Source organism: Chloroflexia bacterium SDU3-3 (genome assembly GCA_009268125.1).
Classification (GTDB): Bacteria; Chloroflexota; Chloroflexia; order Chloroflexales; family Roseiflexaceae; genus SDU3-3.
The window spans coordinates 19,198-45,491 of sequence record WBOU01000026.1 but is presented as its reverse complement, the minus strand read 5'-3'; the positions used below and the strand labels follow the sequence as shown (position 1 = coordinate 45,491).

The following is a 26,294-nucleotide window of genomic DNA, read 5'->3' as shown; positions in this document are numbered from 1 at the left end:
GCCGGGGCCACGCCCGCCGCCGCCGCCGCCGCCAGGGCCGCCGGGGCCACGCCCGCCGCCGCCACCGCCACGGTAGCCGCCGCCACCGCCGCCAGGGCCGCCGGGGCCACGCCCGCCGCCGCCGCCGCCAGGGCCGCCGGGGCCACGCCCGCCGCCACCGCCGCCGCTATTGCCACCACCGCCTCGACTGCCACCCTCGCTCATTGCAAGAAGAACAGGGGCGACCTTCGAGAGCCAACCCGGCGTTACACATTGACCAAAAACCATTCGTATTTCTCCCGCCGGCTCAGACAGAGGCAATTAGCGTGCTTCAGCTGGTTGGCGGCTCGCGCGCCGCCTGCTGGCTGCCCAATCTCGCTATCTGTAGCGGCCTGTGAACGCTCACATACCAAGGTGCAGTGAGTGTACGAAGGGGCGTTCCAGCGAACGCCCCCCAATCTATCCCCCCGCTGCCTGCTGTGGCTCGCTGTCCCGCGTCTCTGCGGTGACACGTTTTGCCAGTGCTTGCAGCGCTTCCAAGTCTTCCTGCTGAATAGAATCGACGCGCAGGGCACGGGCGAGTGCGCCGCGCTTGAGCGCGAGTTCCCAGCAGGCCGGGTCGTGGCAGAGGTATGCGCCACGCCCTGCGCGTTTGCCGGTCGGGTCGTAGCCGACCCGGCCCTCGGCATCGCGCACGATTCGCATGAGCCCGCGCTTGGCATCCGTCTGGCGGCATGCGATGCATGTCCGCTGGGGAATATGCTTCTGTCGCGGGGCCTTTTGCTTTGCCATAGATATCGGTGGGCGGCCCTAACATAGCACGTGCGGATCGAACGGAGCGAGTTCGATCCGCACGTACTGTAGGTGTCCGCTACTCTTCGCTGGTATCTTCGATCAGCATGTACGAGGCGATCAGCCGGTCGTCGCGGTAGATGTAGATCTTCGCCGGGGTGGCGCGAAGCTGCACATCCTCGCCGATCAGGGCGTCGCCCAGCGGGCCGTAGCGCTGGTTCTGGTAGAGCACGGTGCCATCGGGCCGCACCTTGCGGGTCTCGACCTTGGCGGTGGCTAGGGCCACCTCGGTGGCCATCTGCTCGTGCTCGGCGGCCTCGCGGGCCTCGGCGGCGGCGCGCTCCTCATCCAGCAGCGCGGTGGCGCTCTTGATGTCGATGCGCCAGCCGGTGAGCTTGGCGGCCAGCCGCACGTTCTGGCCCTCTTTGCCGATGGCCAGCGACAGCTGCTTGTCGGGCACGATCACGGTGGCGGCGTGCTCGTCGTCGCGCAGCTGCACCTCCACCACCTGGGCGGGCGAGAGCGCGTTGGCGATGAACTCTTTCGGGTCGGATGACCACTGCACCACGTCGATCTTCTCGCCGTTCAGCTCGTTTACGATGTTCTGGATGCGGATGCCCCGCATGCCCACGCACGAGCCGACCGGGTCGATGCCCTCTTGGCGGGCCACCACGGCCACCTTGGTGCGCAGCCCCGGCTCGCGGGCGATCGACTTGATCTCGACCGTGCCGTTGTAGATCTCGGGCACTTCCATCTCGAAGAGCCGCGTGATCAGGTTTTTGTGCGCCCGCGAGACGATCAGGCGGGGGCCGCGCTCCTCGCGCCGGATCTCCATCATGTAGACCTTGAGCCGCTGGCCGTGGTAGTAGCGGTCGCCGTCCACCTGCTCCTTGGGCGGCAGCACGGCCTCGGCCTTGCCCATCTCAAGGATGACATTGCCCTTGGCCATGCGCTGCACCGTGGCGGTGATCAGCTCGCCCTCGCGCTCCAGGTACTCGCCGTAGACATGCTCGCGCTCGACCTCTTTGATGCCCTGCAGCACCACCTGCTTGGCCGTCTGCGCGGCGATTCGCCCGAAGTCGTTGGGCGTGCTTTCGACCATAATGGTCTCGCCCATCTCGACGTCGGCCTTAAACTTTTTGGCGTGCTCGATATCGACCTCGAAGCGGTCGTCGAACACCTCATCCACCACCTGCTTCTCGGCGAACACGCGCCACGAGCCGGTGGCGGGGTCGAGGCGGACATTAATCTCGATCGGCGGTGGGTTATTGCCTAGCGTGCGGCGGTACGCCGTCACCAGCGCCTTCTCTACCTGCCCGATGATGGCTTCCTTCGGGATACCGCGCTCTGCCGCAATCTGGGAGATAGCCGCGTAGAAATCGCTCTTCATACCACCTCGCCTGCTCTATACCTCTACGGGGTTTGCCCGAATTTTTGACGTTAACAAGAAGAAAAGTGGGGGATACCCACTTTCCTGCAAAGCCTTTGACTAGCGGCTTTAAGTATACCATTTTCGCTGGGCTGGCGCAAACGCTGGCTAGGCAGGGCAGCGCGGCGGGCCAGGCTACGGCGCGGGGTAGGCGGTGGGCGTGGTCAGCGCCTCGGGCGCGGGGTACGACTCGGGGGTGGCCTGGGCCTCGGGCGCGGGGTAGGCGGTGGCCTCGGCGGGCGCCGTGGCGGGCGCGGTGGTCGGGGTGCTGGGCGAGACCGTATCGCAGCCGACAAGCCCTGCGGCCAGGGCCATGCCGATGATGGCAATCTGCAGTTTCTTCACGTGGCTTTCCTCGTCATTACAAGGCGCGATTCAACGGCCCGCAGTGTAGTGCAGCGCTGGGGGGTTGTCAACTGCGCGGCAGCGCCGATGTCGCTGCGGCGTGGCGACATCGGCGCGATCTTGTGATCAGAATCTCAGCCGGGGCTAGTTGCTGGCCAGGGTGTAGCGGTAGCTGGCCGGCTCGGTGGTGATCGGGGTGCTGCCCATCACCACCAGGGTGGCGCGCTCGCCTGCGGCTAGGGTGATGTCGGCGTCGCCCTGGGCGTCGGTGGCCACGCGCTCCACTGTGGTGCCCTGCGCGCCCGTGCGCACCAGCCGCAGCGCCCACAGCTGGGGCAGGGTGCCGCTGGTGCGCACGAAGCCCGTGGCCTGCCAGCCGTCGTCGCCCTGCTCCACGTCGTCGCTGTAGCCCAGCTCGGGGATCTGGATGTTGTCGATCAGCAGGCCCGCGCCGTTCAGGGCGCTGTCGCTGATCAGCCAGAAGCGCAGCAGGATCTTCTTGCCCGCGTAGGCCGAGAGGTCGAACTGCTCGGGCAGCCACTGGCCATCCACGCCCTCGTTGATCTCGGATGAGGGCGAGCCGCTGACCCCGGTGATGCCGTTGCCGAAGTTCTGGCCCTGGGGGTCTTCGTCGGTGGTGGTGCCGCCCTTGATGGTCTGCCAGGTGGTGCCGCCGTCGGTGGATGCTGTGACAAAGGCGTAGTCGTAGTGGCGCTCGATCTCGTACCAGGCGTCGAAGCTGAGCGTGGCCTTGGTCTGGCCGCTCAGGTCGAACTCCTTGGTGAGCATCTGCACGCTGTCGTCGCCTGCGTTGCTCCACCACATGCCGGTGCCGCCCTTGGGCGTGGCCCCCACCAGCGACACCGTGCTGGCGCCGTCGAAGTGCAGGGTGGCAGGCCCCTCTAGCGTCAGGTAGTCGGCCCCGAACTGGCTGACATCGGTGCGATCGCTGGGCAGGGCTTTCTCGGTCCTGGCTGTCTCGGCGATGTCGTAGGCGTAGCGGCCTTCGTCCACGCCCTTGTCGTTCAGCACGTTGGCCACCGTCCAGTCCGATACCACGTCGGCGAAGCTGGTGATGTCAGGGTATTTCTTCTGGGCCAGGTCGACAAAGGCCTGGGTGTTGTTGCCCGCGTCGGCCTTCACCAGGCCGCCCAGGGTCTGCTCGCCGCCGTAGTGGGTGGCGATGTAGCGCAGGAACAGGCGCGAGGTGCCGTAGTGCCGCCCGGTCTGCGCGGCCTCGGCGCTCCAGGTGGTCAGCTGGATGTCGGGCTCCTCCAGGTGCTGGGCCTCCTGGTAGGGGTCGCGGAAGCCGAACAGCTCCTCGGCGTTGGTGGACATGCCCTCGTTGAACCAGCTGGGGCTGCGCCGCGCCACGTTCCACTCGATCATGTGCTGGAACTCGTGGGCCAGGGTCTCGGCGTAGCCGTCGCTGCCCAGCGGGTACGAGTCGATGCCGATCACGAACATCTCGCGCTCGTTGGAGAAGCGGTTGACCTGCTTGGTGACGGCGTCGGCGGATGAGAAGTAGCCGCCCGCGCCGCGCACGGCGGTGTTGAGGATCGTGAGCCGCGCGTCGCCATCGACCCCCGGCGCGCGCTCCTCGCCGAAGATCTCGCGGTCGCGGGCGTAGATCTCGTTCTCGAAGCGCTTGGCCGAGTCCTCGATCGTCTCCTGCGCGATATCGCCCTCGACCTCGGTGTCGACATACATGAGCACCACCGGCCCGGCGTAGCGCAGCTTGGCCTTGATCTGGTAGTTGGTGTTCTCCAGGCTGTCGGCCACCCAGAAGGTCTCGACATCGCCCACCTTCACATCCAGCGGGGTGGTGCGAGCCACCTCGGGCAGATCCTTGCCGCTGAAGGCCTCGGCCAGCGCGGTCTGGTCGCGGTCGCCCGACTTGGCCTGGGTGAGCGTGGCCAGGTCGTCGACGGCGGCAGGCACGGCCTCGGTGGGCTGGGCGGCCTCGGTCGCGCCTGCGGTGGGCTGGGCATCTTGCTCGGTGGGCTGGGCGGCCTCGGTCGCGCCTGCGGTGGGCGTGGGGGTGGTGGGCGGGGTGCTGGCCCGCCCCGGCATACACGCGCCAAGCGTGAGCGCGAGGGCGAGCATGGCGATACGTCGTTGCATAGCATTCTCCACTCTCAATCGAAGTGGGGGTATTGTAGGACATCTTGGGGCATTTCAGGACTTCTTACCACCAAGACTCCAAGACACCAAGGAACAAACGGGAACGAATACCACGAAGACACGAAGACACGAGGGCGAGAAGCGGGAACGAATACCACGAGGGCACGAGGACACGAAGGGCCGAAATGGATGTCTTGCTCCCTCGTGGCGCAATAGCCTTTTTCTGCTGCTATGAGCGAAAAATGCACATGTTGCACAATTAATAGTTGCTATCAAGAATAGACAGCAGATAGCTATCTCTTTTTACCATAAAAACCTACGTGATACGGTCGGACTGTTTTAAGCAAACAGCGGTTGTGACGGCTCCCACGGCTAACGCGCGTGGGCTTCAAGGGAGTGCCGCCCCACTCCACCATGTCAGGTACGAAGGGTAGCGAGGCCGCGTTGGAGGATGTTGATCGCCGCATTCATATCACGATCCATCACCAGCCCACACGTTGGGCACCTATGCACACGGTCAGACAAGGTCTTATCGACCAATGTGCCGCAGCGGGAACACCGCTTGGACGTATTGCGGGGGTCCACCAGAATGACCCGCCTGCCAGCTTCTGCCGCTTTGCTGACGGTCATCGCGATAAACTGCGACCACGCCACGTCCATAATACTCTTGCGCATCCCGCTGCTCGTGCCCATGGCTTGCGGGGCAAGGGCTTCAAACACGATGACCTGAAAGCGATTGACGAGCCTGCGGCTTGCCTGATGCGCAAAGTTGCTGCGTCGGTTGGCAATGCGCTCGTGGATCTTGGCAAGGATCACCGTTTGTTTGGCGTGCTCTGCCCAGTTTGCTGCTTGCTTGGCGGCGTCCTTCCGCCGCTGGACGCGCCCCAGGTCTACTTCATCGCGGCGGTAGAAACGCGGGTTAGCGATCTGCTCCCCATCGGAGAACGTCGCGAACGATGCCAGCCCCATATCCACGCCCACCACCTCGCCCGTGGGGCGTTGTTCATGCGTTTCCAGCTCGCAGGAAAACGAGACAAACCACTTGCCACTCCGAGAACGGCGTATCGTCACGGTTTTGGGCGTTCCCTCAACGGGACGATGCAAAACAACGTGGACCGCGCCGACTTTCGAGAGGAGCAACCGATTGCCCTCCAGCCGCACCCCGTTCCCGTACTGCGGGTAGGTGATCGAATCGTATCGTCCTTTGCCTTTGAACCGGGGAAAGCCTGCTTGTTCAGCGCCACGTTTGACGCGTTGGAAGAAGGCGTGATACGCCAAATCAACCCGCACCGAGACGTTTTGCAAGACTTGTGAGTGAACGCCTTTCAATGCAGGTTTTGCCCTCTTCCACATCGGAAGCAGGGCCTGGGTATCGTACAACCGCAACCGCTCGCCGCGTTCTTCATACGCACGTGTGCGTTCGGCAAGCGTCTCGTTATAGACCCAACGGCACAGTTCCAATTGCTGCTCAAGCAATCGGCGCTGACCTTTGGTGAGATAGATGCGGTATTTGTAGGTTTTCTGCATATGTTAAGCATAGCACACCGCTACGTAAAATGCAACATATGTGCTATACCGACCGTGGGCGAAAGCCGCTCAAGCGGAGCGTTTCATCCCACCAGCTTCAGCGGTGGGATGAAACGCCTAAAGGCAAGCATCCGTAAACATGCTGTCATGTTCAATCGCACCCCGCCGTGCTATGCTCACCATCGCAGGATGCTCTCTGGAAAAAGGATAAAGACGTGCCCACCATTCGCGCACTCCGTCGTAGCCACGGCATGACGTTTTCGGATCTTGCCCTGCGCAGCGGCATATCTGCCCGCACTCTGGCCGAGATCGAGTATGGCATGCGGGCGCTGGATGAGACCAGCCGCGTGCTGCTGGCTGCGATCTTCGATCTGGAGCCGCTGCTGCTGGCGGGCAGCGCCCCGCAGGCCCGCCCCGCGCCCCGGAACCCCCCGCAGCAGCTGGCGGCGCTTGGCATCGCCACTGTGGCTAGCGCGCTGGCGCTCTCGCCCATGCTGCAGGGCCAGGCCGAGGCGGGCGGCGCGATTATCCAGCAGGTGATGGCCGCGCTGAGCACCGCCCAGAGCGCCCAGCCCGGGCAGGGCGCAGATGCCTTTGCGGCGCTGCCCAGCGCCACGCCCACGGCGGCCCCTAGCGCCACGCCCACTCCCACGCCCGTGGAGATCGCGCCCACCATCCCGCCCAGCGCCACGCCCGCGCCCACCGCCACGCCCGCGTTTTCGCTTCAGGCCGATGGCCCGCACGGCTGCCCGCTGATCGCGCCCGCCGGTATGTCGGTGGTGATCACGCAGCCGTTTGGTGTAGGCACCCATGTTCCAGCGGAGACCATGGGCGCGGTCGATCTGGCGATCGACTCCGACCACAACGGCTACGATAACTCGGATGCGACCTTTGGCTCGCCGGTGGTGACGACGCTGGGCGGCACCGCGCAGGTCTTCCCCAACAGCTGGCCAGGCGGCAACTTTATCATCATCACCAACGCCGAGAGCGGCTACGCCACCGCCTACGGCCACCTGAACACCCTGGAGATTGCCGACGGGCAGGTGGTGTCGGCGGGCCAGCGGCTGGGCACGGCGGGCACCACCGGCTACTCCACCGGCCCGCACCTGCACTACGAGGTGCGCTCGCCCGCCGGGGTGAACATCGACCCCGAGCCGCTGGTGGGCTGCGCGCGCTAGGGCGGCTGCGAGCTAGATATCAGGCCCTGCTCATTGTGACGGCCTAGACGCGTGGTATGATACGTGGGCGCAGCGCGACCTTCGCCATAGAGCGCTTTTGAGACCATGCAACGTTCAGAGCAGTCAACCCGCTTTCCATCCCGCCTTGCCGACCGCCCGTCGCAGCTGTTTCGCGTGCGCACCTGGCTGGGGCAAGAGCGGGTCGCCTTTCGCTTCCGTGGGCGGCGCTACACCTTCCGCACCGCCGAGCAGGCCGCGCGCGCCCAGCAGCACCTCACCTCGCAGGCCCGCGCGCTCGATAAACCGATAGCCCTGGTGTCATTCCTGATCGTGGTGCTCACGGCGGCGTGGGCGATCTCGCTCCAGCCCGCGCTGCTGCTGAAGGCCGTAGATGCGGCGCGCGCCATCGTCGGGCCGGGGCCAGTGGCCTTTGTCGAGTCGCAGGTGTTTCGCGCGGGCACGCTGCTGCGCGAGGCGCAGGTGGCGTTCGGCTACGATGCCCCGCGCTGGGAGGTGGAGATCGCGGCCACGCCAGATGCCCGTGCTCCTCAGGCTCTTGTGCCCACGGTGGGCCTGCTGCCCACGCCGCTGCCTACCGCCACTGTCGCCATTAGTGCCACCGCCACGCAGGCCAGCGTGCCCGCCAACCGCAGCGCGGCCACGGTGCTGCGCGGGGGCAACCTGCGTTCCGACCCGACGGTGGGCGAGAATGTGCTGGGCTGGGTGCTGCCGGGCGACCGCCTGGAGGTGATCGACGACCCGCTTGCCAGCCCTGGCTGGGCCAAGGTGCGGGTGGTCGCGCCGGGCAGCGCCGCCAACGAGCGCCCGCTGCGGCCAGGCACGGTGGGCTGGATCTCGGCCCAGCTGCTGGAGCTGGGCGAGCCGCCGAGCGCCACGGCCAGCCCGAGCGCCGCGCCGAGCGCCACGGCCAGTCCCAGCGCCACGATTTTCATCCCCACTGTCACGCCTACGCCTAGGCCGCTGCACACGCCGCGCCCCACGCTGCCGCCCACCGCCGTGCCCACGATTGGGCTGGTGCAGCCCAGCGCGCCGCCGCCCAGCGCCCCCGACACCACCTGGGCGCTCGCGCCCATCCCCACCGCCATCGCCGATGGCCAGCTGCCCTACGAGGGCCAGTGGCAGTTCCTGCCCGCCGCCAGCGACGGCGGCGCTCCGGCCATGGCCGTCACCGCGTTCCGCCCCGACCCGGCGCGGCCCGATATCCAGGTGGCCGTCGTGGCGGTCGATCTGGCGCGCGCCCAGCTGCATATGGTGGCGGGCACGCTGGAGCCGCAGACCAATGTGCTGACCCCCACGGTGCCGCTGGTGCGCGATGGCCGCATCCCCGACGCCGACCGCGAGCGCCTGCTGGCCGCCTTCAACGGTGGGTTTAAGGCCATCCACGGCAACGACGGCATGGGCATTGGCGACATGGTGTTTCGCCAGCCGGTGGATGGCCGGGCCACCCTGGCCGTGCTGGCCAGCGGCGAGGTGCGCGTTGGCCTGTGGGGCCGCGACTTCACCGCCGAGATGGGCCTGGCGGCGTGGCGTCAGAACGGCCAGCTGCTGGTGGATGCGGGCCAGGTGACGCCGCGCGCGCTTGAGGGCGGCGCGGGCTGGGGCGCGTCGGTGGACAAGCAGGTGGAGACCTGGCGCTCGGGCGTGGGCGTGAGCGCGGATGGGCGCACGCTGTTCTACGCCGTGGGCGACGCGCTCACATCCGCGCGGCTGGCCCAGGCCCTGGCCGCCGCAGGCGCGCAGAGCGCCATGCAGATGGACATAAACAACTACTGGGTGCGCTTCGTCACCTACCAGCGCGGCCAGGATGGCGCGCTGCTGGCCCAGCCGCTGATCAGCGCTATGCCCCGCGAGCGCGGCAAGTACCTGGGCGCCGAGGAGCGCGATTTCATGTACCTGACGGCAAAATAGCCGATAGTATAGAGGAAGAAGACCATGCAGCGATCCGACGAGCGCGCCGCCGACCAGATCCGGCCCCTGCGCATCACGCTCGACACCTTTGGCTATGGCGAAGGCTCGGCCCTGATCGAGCAGGGCGGCACCCGCGTGCTCTGCACCGCCAGCGTGGAGGCGGGCGTGCCCGGCTGGCTGCGCGGCCAGGGCCAGGGCTGGGTCACCGGCGAATACTCGCTGCTGCCGCGATCCACCACCACCCGCTCGCGCCGCGAGCGCAGCGGGGCCTCGGGCCGCACCCAGGAGATCCAGCGCCTGATCGGGCGCTCGCTGCGGGCGGCGGTGGACATGCAGCTGCTGGGCGAGCACACCATCACCATCGACTGCGATGTGCTGCAGGCCGATGGCGGCACCCGCTGCGCCTCGATCACCGGCGGCTATCTGGCGCTGGCCCTGGCCCTACACCGCATGGTGCGGCGCGGCGACCTGGCCCAGCTGCCGCTGGTGCAGGCGGTGGCCGCGATCAGCGCGGGCTATGTGGGCGGCAGCGCCCTGCTCGACCTGGACTATAGCGAGGATAGCACCGCCGAGATGGACTGCAACATCATCCAGACCAGCACCGGCGGTATTGTGGAGGTGCAGTGCACCGCCGAGCGCCGCGCGGTGACGCGGGCCGAGCTGAACAGCCTGCTCGATCTGGGCGAGGCGGGAATCGCCACGCTGCTGGAGGCCCAGCGCCAGGCTCTGGCGGGTGCGGGATTCTAACGCCCAACGGCATGGTTGGCTGGAAACGTTCTGCCCAGCCGACCATGCCGTTTTTGTGAGCATATGCTTCCTAACGGTACGTTGAAGAGTCGCACCACGCTGCCCAACTGCGTCCGGTGTATATTCCCAAGCGCAGATCTGCGCATTCACCGCACTGTAATGCGCTCGCAAGATCGGCAACCCTGGTGAAAATCGTCCTGCCAGCGCCAGAACATTATGCTATAATGACGAGGAACACCCTACGAGCCGCGCATATTGTCTTCGTCAAAATATCTGCGCGTATTGGGTATGGCGCACACGCGCCGGGAGTCTGGCGATGCTCGATGAGTATCAGCGTGATGAGGCCATCCTTCACCTTCAGCGCGGCCTCGTCCTTGAGCGGGCACACCGAGTCGATGAAGCCGTTGAGGAATATCGCCGCGCGATCGCCCGCGATCCCCACCTCCGCGAAGCCCACGATGCCCTCGGCCTCTACTACCAGCGCTACGGCCTCTACGCCAAGGCCGCTGAGGAGTTCCGCTTTGTCGTGAAGCTGGAGGGCGGCGATTTCCTCGCCCACTTTAACCTTGGCTATGTGCTGCTGGAAATAGGCCGCCACGATGAGTCGATGCAGGTCTTCCAGCACTGCCTGTCGCTCATCCCCGATGACCCGGCCACCAACTACGAGGTCGCCTGCCTGCACTACATCCGCGGCAGCTACATCGAGGCGCTGCAGCACACCCAGATCGCGCTTGAGCGCTACGCCGAGGACTGGGCGCTCTACAAGCTGCGCGGCTGCTGCATGCTGCGCCTGGGCAACTACGACGAGGCCCAGATCGCCTTCGAGCGCGCCCGCACCTGGGCCACGCGCCCCCAGGCCCAGGCCGAGATCGGCGCGCTGCTGGCCTCGGTCGAGCGCCACCGCGAGTGCGGCGAGGAGCCATCGTTTAAAGATCAGCTCTACGCCAGCTACGGCATCGTGCAGCTCGGCTCGGCCCAGGATGACGGCATCCATCTGCGCGAGGTGGCCGAGTACCACTTCACCTACCCCGACATCGCCACCACCCTGCGGCGCATGGTCGGCCTGGCCCAGGCCGCCGCGTGGGGCTTCTCGTGCGTGATCGGCCTCGATCGGCTGGCCGCGCCGGTGGCCAGCGCGCTCTCGGCCATGCTGGGCCTGCCCATGTGCGGCACTGAGGCGCTCTGCTGCAACTCGCGGCCCCTGCTGGTGATGGCCGTCGGGCGCGAGCAGGAGCTGCTCGACATCGCCCGCGAGCGCAACGGCGGCTGCGGCGCGAGCTTCTGCCTGGGCCTGAACTGGCTGGGCCGGGGCAGCTACCACCCCGACATCATCGGCGTGATCGCGCGCGGGGCCTGCAGCGTGCCGTGGGAGCCGGAGCTGCGCCGCCTGCGCTCGCTGGGCGCGCCCGCCGAGCAGGTCGAGCGCTGTCTTGCCAGCGCGCTCGATCAGATCATGGCCGCCAGCGCCGATCTGGATGCCGACCCGACTCTGGGCGCGCAGATCAGCTACTATACCGACAAGCACCCGAATCTGCGCTTCCTCTAGCTTTTTCGCACTACAAAAACACCCGCATGTGGGCAACACATGCGGGTGTTTTTTTGCCACTTGGTGCGGCGATCTGCCAGCGCCTAGCGTGGGATGAAGTCGGTGCCCTCGTCGATCGAGCGCACGAACGCCGCGATCAGGCGGGCGGCCTGCTCCACATCGGGCAGCGCGATCATCTCGCTGGGCGAGTGCATATAGCGGTTCGGGATGGAGACCAGGCCGCAGGCCACGCCCGCGCGCGCCACGTTGATCGCATCGCCGTCGGTGCCGGTGCGCCCTGGGCTGATCGTGACGGTGTAGGGGATGCCCTCGCGCTCGGCGGCACCCACCAGCATGTCGAACACCACCGGGCTGACCGCCGAGCCGCGGTCGAGCACCGGGCCGCCGCCCAGCTTCACATCGCCGCTGTGGCGCTTGTCGGCACCGGGCACATCGGTGGCGTGGGTCACATCCACGATGATCGCGGCCAGCGGGTCGAAGCCGTAGGCGGCGGTGTGCGCCCCGGCGAAGGTGATCTCCTCCTGGCTGGTGGCCACGGCGGCCACGGTGGCCCTGGGCCGATCCTGCGACAGCAGGCGCAGCGCCTCCAGCACGGTGAACGCGCCGATGCGGTTGTCCATCCCGCGCGAGACCATGCGCCCGTGGGGCAGATCGTAGACCTGGCCCTCGACCACACCCACGCTGCCCACGCGCACCAGCTCCAGCGCCTCGGCGCGGCTGGCCACGCCGATGTCGATCCACAGGTCGTCGATCTTGCTCACGCGCTCGCGCTCGTCGGGCTTCATCAGGTGGATGGCCTTCTTGCCTATGACGCCCACCACCGGGCCGCTGCGGCCCACCAGGCGGATGCGCTGCCCCACCAGCACCTGCGAGTCCCAGCCGCCCACCCCCGAGAAGTAGAGGTAGCCGTCGTCGTCGATATAGCTGACCATCACGCCGATCTCGTCGATGTGGCCCGCCAGCATGATGCGGGGCTTGCCGCCCTGCAGCACGGCGAACGAGCTGCCGCGCACATCGGCGTAGACCGTGTCGGCGAAGGTGCTGGCCTCCTCGCGCCACAGGCGGGCGGCGGCGGCCTCCTCGCTGGATGGGCTGGGGGTATCCAGAAGCTGTTTGAGAAATGCGGTGTTCATGTGTTCCTCTTCTGCCAAATAGAGCCACACCATAGTACAACAAAAGCTGTGGGCGGGTGTCCCACAGCTTGCTTTCTGAGAAGAACGAGGCGGCGGCGCGAAGTGGGGCGGGCTAGCGGATGGTGTAGGCGGGGAAGCTGGTGTTGGCGCGCTGGCTGGCCCTGCCGAACACGGCGCGGGCCTGGGCGATCTGCTGGCTGGCGTCCTCCAGGCGCAGCACGGCGCGGTTCACCAGCTGCACGCTGAAGCTGCCGTAGAACTCCAGCATGTCGTCCATGGCGGCGCGCTCCTCGTCCAGCCCCTTCAGGTAGGCGGTGTGGGCCTCGCGCAGCGACGCGGGCGGGCTGAGCGCCGCGATGGCCTTGTACGACCCATCCACCTTCTCGCGCAGGGCGCGGGCCGCCGAGGCGTGCAGCAGCGACGAGTTGCCCAGCTTGCTGGTGGCCTCGCGGTAGGCATCCACAGCGGTGCGCAGGTCGCCGCGCTGGGCCTCGAAGGCGCTCAGGTAGGCCAGGGCCTGGGCGTCCTCGCTGGCGGCCAGGCTCTTCTGGTAGAGCGGGATGGCCGTGGGGGCCAGGGTGGCCTGCGGCATGTCGGGGGCGGCGGTGGGGATGTGCTGGGCCTTGCTCTGGCTGATGATCTGGCGCAGCTGGTAGTTCAGGCCGATCGTCAGGGCGTAGAGCATGATCATCGCGACCAGCACGATCTGCCAGGCGCGGCTGGTCTCGCGGCGGTTGCGCCGCCAGCCGACCCACCAGTTCTCGCGGTGCTCGCGGTCGCTGCGGTCGCGCTCGCTCTGCTGGGGCTGGGCGGCGGGGATGGCAGCAGGCACGGGCTGGGCGGCCACCATCTTGCGCTGCTCAAGCCAGGCTAGGCCCTGGCGGGCGCGCTCGCTGCTGGGGTTGATCGACAGCACCGAGCGCAGGCAGAAGGCGATCTCGTTGGGGTCTTCGAGCACGCCCGAGAGCCAGAGCCATGCCTGCTCGTGGGTGGGGTCGAGCTGCACCGCGCGAGAGAGCAGGCTGGCGGCCACGCGCTTCTGGCCGCCCTTGGCAGCGCCCACGCCGCGCGCGAACAGGGCTGCGGCCTCCTCGGTGTTGTATTTGACAGATCGTTCTGACATGGCACCTAGTGGTTTGGCAGCGACTTGTTGACCATCCGCTGCGACTCGAAGGGATCTTGGAGCAGGCGCTGGCGGATGACCGTCCAGTTCTCGGGGTCTTCGCCGCCCAGCCGCCAGATGGCGATGCCAGCCAGGTCGAGCTGCTGCACCAGGGCCAGCTTGGCATCCAGGCTGCTCTTGGTGGCGAAGTAGGCCACGCGGCGCTGGCCGCGCAGGGTGTAGGTGATGCGATTCTCCTGCACGCTGCGGCCCTGGCTGTCGGTCTCGACCAGGGTTTTCTCGATGCCGTACTGCTGGATGATCGCGTTAAAATCTTCCCAGTTGTAGGCCTTGGCGTCGCCGCCGCCCTGCTTCCAGTCGTAGCCGTAGAACGGCACGCCCACGATGATCTTGGATGGGTCGACCACGGTGCGCGCATACTCGGAGACATCCTGGACCCAGTAGACTGGGGCCACCGGGCCGGGCGAGCCGCCCTTCCAGCTCATATCGTAGGTCATCATGCGCATGCGGTCGGCATATTTGTTGATTACCACCCAGTCCTGGAAGCCGCCCAGGCCGCAGTAGTCGCATGTCTTGGCGTGCACAGCCACCGTCAGCAGCTTGCCGTGCTTGTGCAGGGCCTCGCCCAGCTCGATGATGAAGGCCGAGTACTCCTCGCGCAGGCTGGATGAGAGCGACTCGAAGTCGATGTCGAAGCCGTCGTAGTTGTGGGCCAGCACCTCATCCACGATGTTGCGCACGTGGCGGCTGCGGGCCTCGGGGTTGCGCAGCAGCGTGGGGATGGGGTCGGCCCCGGTCACCACGTTGTGGACGGATGGGATGACCAGCACGTTGTTGGCGTGGGCCAGATCCACCAGGTCTTTGTCGCGCGCGTCGTAGCCGTGCAGCAGGTCGCCCCTGGTGTTGGTGGCGTACCAGAACGGGCTGATCTCGTCGAGGATGTCGGCGTTGGCCTCGAACGACTTGCGGTTGGTCTCGTTGAACGAGTTGGGCAGCCACGCCGAGATGTAGCGCCCCGTCTTGGGGTGCACGGCCTGCTGCGGCCCGCCGCTGGCCAGCTCCTGGAAGGCCAGCGCGTCGGGGGCGGCGGTGGCGTCGGGGCGGGCGTAGGGCACGGGGGTCGGGCTGATGGCTGGGATGTCGGTGGGGGCAGGCGTGGGCGTGGGCACCACGGCCTGCTGCATCAGGCTGGCGGTGTCGGCGGCCAGCCCCACCCAGATCAGCAGCGCGAGCAGGAAGAACCCGGTGACGAGTAGGCGGCGTAAGAGTGGTAGTAGGCGTTTCATTGCGTGTATGGCTGGCTCCCAGCGGGCGCGCCTGGGCCGCCGCTGCCACTAGTAGGCATCAAGCTCGCGCAGGCGGTCGTCGCTGATCCCAAAAACATGGGCTATCTCGTGCAGCACGGTCCGGCGGATCTGCGCGCGGAGCTGCTCGCGGCTGGGGAAATCGTGGCTCAGCGGCTCGCGAAAGATCGTGATGGTGTCGGGCATCAGCACCATGCCGCTCTGCCGGACGGTGAGCGGCACGCCCTGGTAGAGGCCGTAGAGCGTCTGCCAGGGTTTGATCCGGGCGGCGCGACGGTGCTCGGGCGTAGGCTGGGCCTCGACTAGCACCTCGACGTTCGCCAGGTGGCGGCCAAACTCCTCGGGCAGATCGTTGATGGCCTCCAGCACAACGGCCTCAAAGGTCTCTTCATCCATGGCGTCGTGCCTCCTCGCGGGCATTATATGTTGCTTGGAAACAGAGTGTCAAGCGTTTCGGCGGGCGTGTATGCTACAGCAAGCAACACTTCGGCTTGGCAGCGCCTGCCGCGCGGCTTGACGGATGGACGGCGAGCGGGTACAATCATCTCCGCTGTGCGGGAGTGGCGTAGTGGTAACGCGAGAGCCTTCCAAGCTCAAGTCACGGGTTCGATTCCCGTCTCCCGTACCATCAGTTCCCCCTCTTTTTTCCTTACACCTGCGGTTTTCTCACCTGTCTCTCATACAATATAGAATGCGTGCGTGAACAGCGCGGCAAGCATCAGATACAGCGCGGTGGTGATCGCGATCAGCGCATAGTACACCGGCTTGGATCGCCACGAGGCCATCACGATCATCACCGGGAACAGCACCATGGCGTAGCGCCCGGTGCCCTGCATGGTGAGCGGACCAGCCAGGGGCGACACCAGCGCGAGGCACAGGCTGAGCGCGGCGTAGAGCGTGTAGGCCAGCGGGGTGCGCCGCCACGAGAGCGCGACGATCGCGGTGAAGGCAAAGACGATCACGGTGTTGATCGCGCCGATCATGTAGAGGTGCGGGTCGTTGGTGAGCGCCGGGTTGAGCGCGTAGCCGATGCCGCGCGCCAGCGTCAGCGGCGGCAGCATGGTCTCGCGGTCCCAGTGGCTCTGGGCGTGCTGGAAGGCCAGCGGGTCGCCGGTGTGCCACAGCAGGTAGGCCATGTAGGCCAGCATGCCCAGCGGCGCGATGCCCAGCCCCAGCGCGGCGCGCAGCCTGTCGCGGCCCACCAGCCCGCCGCGCCACAGTAGCAGCCCTAGCTCCACCGCCATCACCACCCCCAGCAGCACGCCGGCCAGCCTGCATATGGAGGCCAGCGCGATCGCCGCGCCAGCCCACATCCATTTCCGCCGCCGCATAGCCACAAAGAAACCCACGCTCAGCGCCAGAAAGAACGACTCGGTGTAGGGCACGGCGTAGAAGAAGGCCAGCGGGAACAGCGCGGTGTAGAACACCGCACGCCGCGCGGTCTCGGCGTCGCCCGTGTCCTCCATGGCCAGCCAGTAGAGCATGCAGAAGGCCAGCAGCGAGGCCAGGTGTACCAGTGCGATCCCGCCCACCGCGCTGGCTAGCTCGCTGCCGAGCCCGACGATGCGCATGGCCAGCGGCAGCAGCGGGAAAAACGCCAGGTTGCCGCCATCCTGCTCGGTGATGCTGGCGGGGTAGCCATCGGTGGCGATCTGCAGGTAGTTGAGCGCGTTCCAGCGGTAGTGGGCGGCCATCCCCCAGCCGTAGCGCTCCTGCACCGGGTTGGTGATGGCGTAGATGACCGGCAACATGTCCTTCCCGGCGAAGACCACAAGGTAGAACAAGATCCGGCTGATCAGAAAGATGGCGATCGCGGGCTGGTAGAAGTTCCAGGTCCGGCGCAGCCGCCCGCCCGCGCTGTCTGGCTCGGGGGGCTGCGCGGTGTCACGGGGCGGGATCGAGATGGTGTGGAGCATGGTCTGCCTCGTCTGCTAGCGGGCCGCACGGCCTGCGTGTGCTAGGCACTAGTATAGGCGATCTGGCGATGCTACGCCGACATGGGTGCAGCCCGCGCTGGGCCTGTGTGCCCTCCAAAACCACTGGGCTGGAGCGGTACGCCCTATCCAAGATCGGTCGCCTTCGCACCTTCGTGGTTCCTGGTTCTCTTTTTCCTTGGTGTCTTGGAGTCTTGGTGGTAAAAGAATTGGCGATCTGTCGCGAACGCATAGGCCCTGTCAGAGGCGCTGGGATCTGCCGCCCGATGCGGATGCCTGTGCTATACTGTGCTCTACAACGCTCTGGTAAAGTAGGCGATCTGTCCATGCGAATCACATTTCTTGGCACCGGCACATCCATGGGCCTCCCGATGATCGGCTGCTGCTGCCGCGTCTGCACCTCGGCGGACCCACACAACCGCCGCCTGCGCACCTCGGCGCTGCTGGAGGTGGGCGGCAAGGTCGTGCTGATCGACGCTGGGCCGGATCTGCGCCAGCAGGCGCTGTCCGTCGGCCTGGCGCATGTGGATGCGGTGCTGGTCACGCACTCGCACACCGACCATATCGCGGGCATCGACGACCTGCGCCCGCTGACCATGGTCAGCAATGCGGCGATCCCGATCTATAGCACGGCGGGCACGCTGGGCGAGATCCGCAAGCGCTTCGACTACGCCTTTGGCGAGAGCAACTCGGGGTCGAGCCGCCCCATGATCGAGCTGCGCGAGGTGGCCCACGGCCAGCCGTTCGTTGCCGCTGGCCTGGATGTGCTGCCGCTGGCGGTCGAGCATGGCTCGTGGACGATCACCGGCTTTCGGGTCGGCGACCTGGGCTACGTGACCGACGCCAGCGCGATCGGCGAGCCGACCATGGCGGCGCTGGGCGGGCTGGATCTGCTGGTGCTGAACGCGCTGCGCCACGAGCCGCACCCGAACCACATCTCGCTTGGCCAGGCGGTCTCGCTGATCGAGCGGCTGCGCCCGCGCCGCGCCCTGCTGGTGCATATGACGCACGATCTCGACCACGCCGAGACCAACGCGCTGCTTCCAGAGCACATCCGGCTCGCCCACGATGGCCTGTCGGTCGAGCTGGCCGACCCGCCAGGGGTTGCGCCTGCCTGACCGTGGGCTGCGGGGCCGCCATTCGTACCCGTATAGCGCGCACGTTGAGAGCTATTGCACATATTGTGCTGCGGTGGAATATGTGCGCCGGAATGATCATGCGTATTGCGATAGATGCCCGCCTGAACGCGTACCGGCGCGGCGGGATACCACAATATACACGGAGTCTGGTGGCGGCTCTCGCCGAGGTCGATCAGAGGCACCAGTATATCTGCCTGCAGCACCGCAAGATGGAGCGCCCGCTGGCGGTGGCCCCGCACGTGAGCCGCCACGTGATCTACACCCCGCCCCACAACCGCTTCGAGCCATGGTCGCTGCCGCTGGAGCTGATGGCGGTGCGTCCGCAGGTGCTGCACTGCCCCGACTTTATCGCGCCCACCCGCCGCCCGTTTCCAGCGGTGGTCACCATCCACGACCTGGCGTTCATGCACTACCCCGAGATCTTGGATGACGACGCCCGCCGCTACTACGGCCAGATCGCGCGCAGTACCGCCCGCGCCGAGGGCGTCATCGCCGTCTCTGAGGCCACCCGCCAGGACATCGCGCAGTACCTGGATGTCGCGCCTGACCAGATCGATGTGGTCTACGAGGCCGCCGCGTCGCTGTTCCGCCCCGTGCTGCTGCGCGAGGGCGAGGCCCGTGTGCTGGGCGGCCAGCCGGTGGTGGCCAAGAGCTTCATGCTGTTTGTGAGCACGCTGGAGCCGCGCAAGAACCTGCCGACCCTGCTGCGCGCGCTGCGGGTGGCGATCGACCGCCGCCCCGAGCGGCCCTACCGCCTGGTGATCGTGGGCGGGCGCGGCTGGAAGGACGAGCCGATCTTTGAGTCCGCCCGCGAGCTGCGCCTGGGCGACCACGTGCTGTTCACCGGCGGCGTGGGCGTGTACGACCTGCGCTGGCTCTACAACGCCTGCCGGGTCTACATCAACCCCTCGATCTACGAGGGCTTTGGCCTGCCCCTGCTGGAGGCCATGGCCTGCGGCGCTGCCAGCCTGGCCTCGCAGTCCTCCAGCCTGCCCGAGATCGGCGGCGACGCGGTGGCCTATGTGCCGCCGATGGATGTGGAGGCATGGGCCGACGCGATCGAGCGCATGTGGGATGATGAGGACCGCCAGCGCGAGCTTGGCCGCCTGGGCATGGCGCGCTCGCAGCGCTTCTCGTGGCAGCGCGCCGCCCGCGAGACCCTGGCGATCTACGAGCGCGTGGCCAAGGGCCTGCCCCGCCGCGCCGAGCACGCCGCCCCTAGCGCCACCCAGCCCTCCCCCGATGACCCGCTGGGCCAGCCCGACCACGCGGCCCACGCCACCTTCGAGCAGAAACAATGAGATCGAACCAACCTACCTTCCGCTGCGAGGCCGATGTGCTGGAGGGCCTCGCGCCGCTGGCCCGCGACGAGCTGCAGCGCCGCCTGGGCGACGCCGTGCGCCTGGGCGGCGCGCCGCGCCCCGATGCGCTGGGCTTCACCTACCGTGGCCCGCTGGCCGACCTGCTCGACCTGCGCAGTGTGGTCGCGGTGTCGCTGGTCCACGCCTTCGCGGTGCCGCGCCCCAAGGCCCTGCTGGGCCACCAGCACTGGGCGGTGATGGCCGAGATGATCGGGCAGGCCATGGAGCTGTGGCCGCCGGGTCGCTTCCAAAGCCTACGCCTGAGCGCCGCCGGGGCCGAGTCCTCGGTGATGCAGCGCATCCAGCAGGAGATCGCGCAGCACACCGGCCTGCGACCCGATGCCGAGGAGGGCGACCTGCTGCTGCGCCTGCGCCGCGCCCCCGATGGCTGGGAGCTGCTGGTGCGGCTCTCGCCCCGGCCGCTGGCCACGCGGCCCTGGCGGGTGTGCAACATGCCCGGCGCGCTCAACGCCTCGCTGGCCCACGCCATGGCCCACCTGACCCAGCCCAGCCCCGTCGACCGCGTGATCAACCTGATGTGCGGCTCGGGCACGCTGCTGGTGGAGCGGCTGGCCCTGGCCCGCGCCGCGCTGGCCTTGGGCTGCGACACCGACCCCGCCGCGCTGGAGTGCGCCCGCCAGAACCTGGCCGCCGCCGAGGGCTACGAGCTGCCCCACGGCCAGCCCGTGCGCCTAGAGCCGTGGGACGCCACCGCTGTGCCCATGCCCGACGCCTCGTTCGATGTGCTGCTGGCCGACCTGCCCTTTGGCCAGCTGATCGGCTCGCACCGCGAGAACGAGGAGACCTACCCCCGCCTGCTGGCCGAGGCCACCCGCCTGGCCGCCCCCGGCGCGCGTATGGCCCTGATCACCCACGAGGTGCGCCTGCTGGAGCGCGCCGCCGCCCCCTTCGAGGCCTACTGGGCGCTGCAGGATGTTATCCCCGTGCGCTCCGGCGGCATGACCCCGCGCATCTTCCTGTGGCGGCGCGCGCGCTAGCCTGGCTGTTTTTGCCGCCTAACAGAAAGACAGCCAGATGTTTAAAGAATTTCTTTACAAAATCCAGCGCTGAATCGGATAGAGATGCGCTGCGAAGCATGATAAGATACCCCAAGCATATGAGGTCAACACAACACTAGAGGTAACTCATGCGAAAGCAGCTCTCTTTGCTCGGCGTCTGCCTGATGCTGGCGGCATTTTGCCTGCCCAGCGCCCAGGCCAGCGCGGCCCCGGCCAACCCGCCGGGCACCCTGGTGGCCTACTACCCCGAGACCGGGCACCACGTCATCTCCCACTTCAAGAAGTTCTACGACGCCAACGGCGGCCTGGCCATCTTCGGCCTGCCGCTCACCGAGATGTTCGTAGAGGATGGCCTGCAGGTGCAGTACTTCCAGCGCGCCCGCTTCGAGTACCACCCCGAGCTGCCTGCGGGCCAGCGGGTGCAGCTCACCCAGATCGGGCGCTGGTTCACCAACGACCGTGCAGCCACGCCCGCGTTCCAGTGGCTGGGCCAGAACCCCGACCCCAGCGGCCAGCGCAGCTTCTTCCCCGAGAGCGGCCACTCGCTCGGCGGGGCCTTCCGGGGCTTCTGGGAGGGCAAAGGCGGTCTCGCCGTGTTCGGCTACCCGATCTCCGAGGAGCTGCAGGAGGCGAACCCGAACGATGGGCAGACCTACACTGTCCAGTTCTTCGAGCGCGCCCGCTTCGAGCTGCACGCCGACAAGGTGGGCACCCCCGACGAAGTGCAGCTGGGCCTGCTGGGCAGCGAGCTGATCGCCCAGCGCCCCGCCGCCCAGGCCCAGCAGGCCGCCGTGCCGCGCATGGTGCTGCTGGGCAAAGCCACCACTGGCTTCCGCACATCCGCCGAGGCCCGCGAGCAGAATATCTTCCGCGCCGCCGACATGTTCAACGGCGCGGTGGTGCCCGCCGGGCAGGAGTACTCGTTCCTGAACAGCGGCGAGTTCTCGGAGGATGGCGGCTTTGTCGAGGGCTACGGCATCGTGGGCGGGCGTATGGAGAAGATGGTGGGCGGCGGGCTGTGCCAGGTCTCCACCACCATGTACCGCGCCGTGGCCAACGCGGGCCTGCAGATCACCCACCGTGTGGCCCACAGCTACGTGGTCTACTTCTACGAGAACATTCTGGGCTTTGACGCCACCGTGTTCACGCCCGACGTCGACTTCCGCTGGCGCAACGACTCGCCCGGCCCGATCACGATCTTCACCAGCACCGACGCGGCCACATCCAGCGTCACCTTCGAGCTGTGGGGCACCAGCGACGGCCGTAAGACCACCTACCAGGGGCCGACGATCAGCAACAAGCGCCAGCCCGGCGCGGCCAACTGGCAGTACGACCCCACCCTGCCCAGGGGCGCGGTGCGCCAGATGGTGCACGGGCGCGCGGGCATGGATGTGAGCCTCACCCGCATCGTCACCATGCCTGACGGCAAGGTGCTGCGCAACGAGAACATCGCCACCCACTACGAGCCGTGGGCCGACTTCTACCTCTACGGCCCAGGCGTCACGCCGCCCAGGGGCGCGATCATCGTCCCGCCGTCCACCACCGGCGCATAGCCCTCCCGCCGAGCGCGGCAGCCCCACAGGCCGCCGCGCTCGCTCTTTCTTGCGGTGCCTTGCCTGCCTCGGGTATAATGAGCCGCAGCAATAGAGGATGACTATCAACCCTTCGTCGTCTACTCCCCGATCATTTCTCATGGGAATGTAGCGAGATGCCAATGTTGGCGCTGGGGGCCGCAGTCTGCTTGCTGGCCTCTTTGATCTGACCTCTCACGTGTTGGAGTACCACATATGCTGAACTTCTTTAAGAAGCTGGTTGGTGACTCGAATGATCGTGCGGTGAAACAGCTGCAGCCGATCATTGCCGAGATCAACGGCCTGGAGCCGGAGTACCAGGCCCTGACCGACGAGCAGCTCGGCGCAAAGACGGCTGAGTTCAAGCGCCGCCTCGCCGATGGCGAGACGCTGGATGATATCCTGTCCGAGGCCTTCGCCACCGTGCGCGAGCAGGCCCGCCGCACCATCGGCCAGCGCCACTACGATGTGCAGATGCTGGGCGGCATCGTGCTGCACCAGGGCAAGATCGCCGAGATGAAGACCGGCGAGGGCAAGACGCTGGTGGCCACCCTGCCGCTCTACCTCAACGCCATCGAGGGCAAGGGCGTGCACCTGATCACGGTCAACGACTACCTGGCCAAGGTCGGCGCGGGCTGGATGGGCCCGATCTTCCACCGCCTGGGCCTGACGGTCGGCTTTATCGCCCACGACTACTCGGCCCGCTTCGACCCCGACTACATCGACCCGAGCGCCAACCAGGAGGACCAGCGCCTGGTCCACTGGCGGCCCTGCTCGCGCCGCGAGGCCTACGAGTCCGACATCACCTACGGCACCAATAACGAGTTCGGCTTCGACTACCTGCGCGACAACATGGCGGTGGAGCAGAACCAGGTGGTGCAGCGCGAGCTCAACTTCGCGATCGTCGACGAGGTCGACAACATCCTGATCGACGAGGCCCGCACCCCGCTGATCATCTCTGGCCCGGCCCAGCAGAGCAGCGAGGAGTACCGCCACTTCGCCCGCCTGGTGCCCAAGCTCAGCGCCAGCCCCTACACCCCCGACGAGGTGAAGCGCGAGTTTATCGAGGATCCCGAGGGCGATTTCATGATCGACCCGCGCTCGAAGAGCATCCAGCTCACCGACCAGGGCATCATCAAGGTCGAGCAGATGCTGGGCATCCCCGACGGCGAGAGCCTCTACGACCCCAAGTACTACGAGCTGACCCACTACCTCGACAATGCGCTTAAGGCCCAGTTCATCTTCCACCGCGACCACGACTATGTGGTGGAGGCCGATGGCGAGATCGTGATCGTCGATGAGTTCACCGGGCGCAAGATGCCGGGCCGCCGCTGGTCCGATGGCCTGCACCAGGCCGTCGAGGCCAAGGAGGGCGTGCCCATCCGCCAGGAAAACGTGACGATGGCCACCATCACCTTCCAGAACTTCTTCCGCATGTACAAGAAGCTGGGCGGCATGACCGGCACGGCCTACACCGAGCGCGAGGAGCTGGGCAAGATCTACAACCTGGATGTGGTGATCATCCCCACCAACCGGCCGAACGTCCGCCAGGATATGGATGACCAGATCTACCGCACCGAGAAGGCCAAGTTCAACGCCACCATCCAGGAAATCAAGGAGATGCAGCAGTCGGGCCGACCGGTGCTGGTGGGCACCACCTCGGTCGAGACATCCGAGCGGCTCTCCGAGCTGATGAACCGCCACGGCATCAAGCACTTCGTGCTGAACGCCAAGCAGCACGAGCGCGAGGCCCACGTGGTGGCCCAGGCCGGGCGGCTCGGCATGGTCACGATCGCCACCAACATGGCCGGTCGCGGCACCGACATCCTGCTGGGCGGCAACCCCGACGGCCTGGTCGAGGAGCTGCTGGCCAAGAAGAAGCTGAAGCTGGAGGATGCCACCCCCGAGCAGCGCCAGGAGGCCTGGGAAGAGGCCAAGCGCCTCACCGCCACCGAGGGCGAGGAGGTGCGCAAGCTCGGCGGCCTGCACATCATCGGCACCGAGCGCCACGAGGCCCGTCGCATCGACAACCAGCTGCGCGGTCGCGCTGGCCGCCAGGGCGACCCCGGCTCGTCGCGCTTCTTCCTCTCGCTCGAAGATGACCTGATGCGCCGCTTCGGCCCGATGGATCGCGTGAAGGGCCTGATGGAGCGCTGGGGCGTCGAGGAGGACATCCCGATCGAGGCCAAGCTGATCAACCGCTCGATCGAGAGCGCCCAGACCCGCGTCGAGGGCTACAACTTCGACGCCCGCAAGCACACCGTCGAGTTTGACGATGTGATGAACAAGCAGCGCCTGGTGATCTACGCCGACCGCGCCAAGATCCTGGCGGGCGAGAACATGCGCGAGCGCGTGCTCGACATGATGAGCGACGAGATCGCCGCCCTGCTCGACCTGCACGTGGGCGACAACCCTAGCGAGGAGTGGGATCTGGAGGCGCTCATCCGCGCGGTGCGCACCATGGATCCCATGCTGCCCGCCGAGGTGACCGCCGAGGCGCTGGAGAAGCTCACCCGCGAGGAGATCGACGACCTGCTGGTCGAGCGCCTGGAGGAGGCCTACGAGCAGCGCGAGCAGACTATCTCCGAGGAGAACATGCGCTACGTCGAGCGCCGCATGATGCTGGGCGCGATCGACCGCCAGTGGATCGACTACCTGACCGGCATGGAGGATCTGCGCCAGGAGATCGGCATGCAGGCCATCGCCCAGCGCGACCCGCTGCTGGAGTACCAGCGCAACGCCTACAGCATGTTCGATGAGCTGAAGCGCAACATCCAGCGCGACATCGTCTACCAGATCATCCCGGTCTCCTTCCAGTACGAGCAGTACATGCGCCAGCTGATCGCCGAGCAGCAGCAGCGTCTGGCGGTGGCCCAGCAGGCGGGCCAGAGTGAGGAGGAGGCCAAGGCCAACAAGACCGTGCGCAAGCAGGTGACGATTAAGCTGGAGCGCAACGACCCCTGCCCCTGCGGCAGCGGCAAGAAGTTCAAGCACTGCCACCTGGGCCGCGAGCAGGAGCTGCTGGCCCTCATCCAGTCGGGCCAGATCCGCCTGGTCGAGCAGCCCAGCAGCGACCCGAACCAGCCGGTCGAGGCCACCGCTGTGCCGGTGAACCCCGCGCCCATGCAGCCCGACCCCGAGGACGACGAGGACGAGGACGAGGCCACCGCGCAGGCCCCGGCCCAGCCCAAGCCCGCGCCGCGCCCCGCCGCCCCGCCGCCCCGCCCGCCGTCGATCTCGGCGCAGCTGGCCACCGGTCGCGGCCAGAGCGTGCCGCGCGGTCGCGGTGCGCAGCCCGCCCCCAGCTCGGCGGCTGCCAAGGCCCAGAGCGGCGCCGCCAAGGCCCAGAACGGCGAGCCGCAGCAGCCCGAGGCCGCTGCCGAGCCCAAGGCTGCCAAGCCCTCCCAGCCGGTGCCGCGCGGCAAGAAGAAGTAGCCGCATATCCCCCAAGGCCCCGCGCAGCAACGCTGCGCGGGGCCTTTTGCTTGCAGGAGGAGCGTTTTACTACGAAGACGCGAAGGCACGAAGAGAACACAAGAACCGATGTACCACCAAGACTCCAAGACACCAAGAAGACAGAGGAGCGTTTTACCACGAAGACGCGAAGGCACGAAGAGACGGCAGAATATGGTGAGAATCAGCCCTTACCACCTGGCCCATGCGGCGAAGGTGCTGCTCGTGTAAACTGGCCATATACACGCATACTAGCTGCCAGCGGACAGCACAGGAACGCCTCACATTGCGAGTTCCAAGGGGGCATCGCCCCATGGCGGGGTTCCGAGGGGCTGGCCCCTCGGCGCTGCCCGCGTAGGGCATCCACCCACTTCACCACCGCCATCGCTGATAGGAAAAAGCTCAATCTGGTCGATGTTGCGTTTGCAGCGGCCGAACCAGGGTCTATGCCTTCTGTTCGCATTTTCGTGGTACATACCTTGTGTTCCTTGGAGACTTGGAGCCTTGGTGGTAAAACGTTCTGACGAACAAGAACGCAGCGGCCCTGCCGGTTGATTGTCGCCACTTGTGGTGCGGTCTCAGCCATACTACAATGGGGCCGCGCCCCAGGCTGCGTAGCTAATCGCTTCGGCTCGCTGGCAAGATCACAACTCTGCCGCCC

General features: G+C 66.9%; 18 protein-coding genes, 1 tRNA gene and 2 pseudogenes. 12 read left to right on the top strand and 9 right to left on the bottom strand.

Annotation, left to right across the window (positions count from 1 at the left end; all coding sequences use genetic code 11):
• Positions 1 to 256: pseudogene (locus F8S13_26370) on the top strand (type VII secretion-associated serine protease).
• 182 nt (positions 257 to 438) lie between these two features.
• Here F8S13_26370 and F8S13_26365 read toward each other — a convergent pair.
• Together F8S13_26365 and nusA are read right to left on the bottom strand one after the other, a co-directional pair.
• Entirely contained in the window at positions 439 to 771 is a 333-nt protein-coding gene (locus tag F8S13_26365; GenBank protein ID KAB8139903.1) for a YlxR family protein, read from the bottom strand.
• A gap of 79 nt (positions 772 to 850) precedes the next feature.
• Entirely contained in the window at positions 851 to 2,161 is a 1,311-nt protein-coding gene (gene nusA / locus F8S13_26360; protein ID KAB8139902.1) for a transcription termination/antitermination protein NusA, read from the bottom strand.
• A 231-nt stretch (positions 2,162 to 2,392) separates the two neighbouring features.
• Between nusA and F8S13_26355 the strand changes: the two are divergent.
• Positions 2,393 to 2,482 (top strand): annotated as a pseudogene (locus tag F8S13_26355) (RNA-binding protein).
• Positions 2,483 to 2,689: 207 nt separating this feature from the next.
• Here the strand turns inward: F8S13_26355 and F8S13_26350 are convergent.
• Both F8S13_26350 and F8S13_26345 read right to left on the bottom strand, forming a co-directional pair.
• Positions 2,690 to 4,669: a hypothetical protein gene (locus F8S13_26350; GenBank protein KAB8139901.1), complete on the bottom strand. Its 1,980-nt coding sequence runs from the start codon at positions 4,667 to 4,669 to the stop codon at positions 2,690 to 2,692.
• Between the two features lie 417 nt (positions 4,670 to 5,086).
• Positions 5,087 to 6,196, bottom strand: coding sequence for an IS200/IS605 family element transposase accessory protein TnpB (locus F8S13_26345; protein KAB8139900.1), 1,110 nt, complete (start codon positions 6,194 to 6,196; stop codon positions 5,087 to 5,089).
• Between the two features lie 215 nt (positions 6,197 to 6,411).
• On the opposite strand from F8S13_26345, the gene F8S13_26340 reads away from it, so the two are divergent.
• The 4 genes from F8S13_26340 (at position 6,412) to F8S13_26325 (ending at position 11,596) form a co-directional block, all read left to right on the top strand.
• Positions 6,412 to 7,374, top strand: a complete 963-nt coding sequence (locus F8S13_26340; protein KAB8139899.1) for a peptidoglycan DD-metalloendopeptidase family protein — start codon at positions 6,412 to 6,414, stop codon at positions 7,372 to 7,374.
• Positions 7,375 to 7,479: 105 nt separating this feature from the next.
• On the top strand, positions 7,480 to 9,303 hold the full coding sequence (locus F8S13_26335; GenBank protein KAB8139898.1) for an SH3 domain-containing protein: 1,824 nt from the start codon (positions 7,480 to 7,482) through the stop codon (positions 9,301 to 9,303).
• A 24-nt stretch (positions 9,304 to 9,327) separates the two neighbouring features.
• Complete coding sequence (locus F8S13_26330; protein ID KAB8139897.1) at positions 9,328 to 10,050, top strand: ribonuclease PH; 723 nt, start codon at positions 9,328 to 9,330, stop codon at positions 10,048 to 10,050.
• A gap of 316 nt (positions 10,051 to 10,366) precedes the next feature.
• Positions 10,367 to 11,596 carry a tetratricopeptide repeat protein gene (locus tag F8S13_26325; GenBank protein ID KAB8139896.1) on the top strand — a complete coding sequence of 410 codons (1,230 nt, stop codon included), beginning with the start codon at positions 10,367 to 10,369 and terminating at the stop codon, positions 11,594 to 11,596.
• Positions 11,597 to 11,679: 83 nt separating this feature from the next.
• On the opposite strand, the gene F8S13_26320 is transcribed toward F8S13_26325, so the two are convergent.
• The 4 genes from F8S13_26320 to F8S13_26305 form a co-directional block, all read right to left on the bottom strand.
• Positions 11,680 to 12,729 carry a M42 family metallopeptidase gene (locus F8S13_26320; protein KAB8139895.1) on the bottom strand — a complete coding sequence of 350 codons (1,050 nt, stop codon included), beginning with the start codon at positions 12,727 to 12,729 and terminating at the stop codon, positions 11,680 to 11,682.
• 112 nt (positions 12,730 to 12,841) lie between these two features.
• Positions 12,842 to 13,852: a hypothetical protein gene (locus tag F8S13_26315; GenBank protein KAB8139894.1), complete on the bottom strand. Its 1,011-nt coding sequence runs from the start codon at positions 13,850 to 13,852 to the stop codon at positions 12,842 to 12,844.
• A gap of 5 nt (positions 13,853 to 13,857) precedes the next feature.
• Complete coding sequence (locus F8S13_26310) at positions 13,858 to 15,036, bottom strand: glycoside hydrolase (protein ID KAB8139906.1); 1,179 nt, start codon at positions 15,034 to 15,036, stop codon at positions 13,858 to 13,860.
• Between the two features lie 150 nt (positions 15,037 to 15,186).
• Complete coding sequence (locus F8S13_26305) at positions 15,187 to 15,552, bottom strand: metallopeptidase family protein (GenBank protein ID KAB8139893.1); 366 nt, start codon at positions 15,550 to 15,552, stop codon at positions 15,187 to 15,189.
• Between the two features lie 158 nt (positions 15,553 to 15,710).
• Between F8S13_26305 and F8S13_26300 the strand changes: the two genes are divergently transcribed.
• A tRNA-Gly gene (locus tag F8S13_26300) sits at positions 15,711 to 15,784 on the top strand.
• A 49-nt stretch (positions 15,785 to 15,833) separates the two neighbouring features.
• Here the strand turns inward: F8S13_26300 and F8S13_26295 are convergent.
• Positions 15,834 to 17,072, bottom strand: a complete 1,239-nt coding sequence (locus F8S13_26295; protein KAB8139892.1) for a hypothetical protein — start codon at positions 17,070 to 17,072, stop codon at positions 15,834 to 15,836.
• A 344-nt stretch (positions 17,073 to 17,416) separates the two neighbouring features.
• Here F8S13_26295 and F8S13_26290 point away from each other — a divergent pair, with 344 nt between their 5' ends.
• From F8S13_26290 to secA, 5 genes are all read left to right on the top strand, one after another.
• A complete protein-coding gene (locus tag F8S13_26290) occupies positions 17,417 to 18,208 on the top strand; it encodes an MBL fold metallo-hydrolase (GenBank protein KAB8139891.1) in 792 nt (263 codons plus the stop codon).
• Positions 18,209 to 18,306: 98 nt separating this feature from the next.
• Entirely contained in the window at positions 18,307 to 19,530 is a 1,224-nt protein-coding gene (locus F8S13_26285; GenBank protein ID KAB8139890.1) for a glycosyltransferase family 4 protein, read from the top strand.
• The gene (locus F8S13_26280; protein ID KAB8139889.1) at positions 19,527 to 20,588 is read left to right on the top strand and encodes a methyltransferase domain-containing protein; all 1,062 of its coding nucleotides are present in this window, start codon (positions 19,527 to 19,529) and stop codon (positions 20,586 to 20,588) included. The genes F8S13_26285 and F8S13_26280 overlap by 4 nt, the downstream gene beginning before the upstream one ends.
• A 149-nt stretch (positions 20,589 to 20,737) precedes the next feature.
• Positions 20,738 to 22,162, top strand: a complete 1,425-nt coding sequence (locus F8S13_26275) for a vanomycin resistance protein VanB (protein ID KAB8139888.1) — start codon at positions 20,738 to 20,740, stop codon at positions 22,160 to 22,162.
• A 234-nt stretch (positions 22,163 to 22,396) separates the two neighbouring features.
• Positions 22,397 to 25,615 (top strand): preprotein translocase subunit SecA, encoded by a 3,219-nt coding sequence (gene secA, locus F8S13_26270; protein KAB8139887.1) that lies wholly within the window; start codon positions 22,397 to 22,399, stop codon positions 25,613 to 25,615.
• Positions 25,616 to 26,294 lie beyond the last annotated feature (679 nt).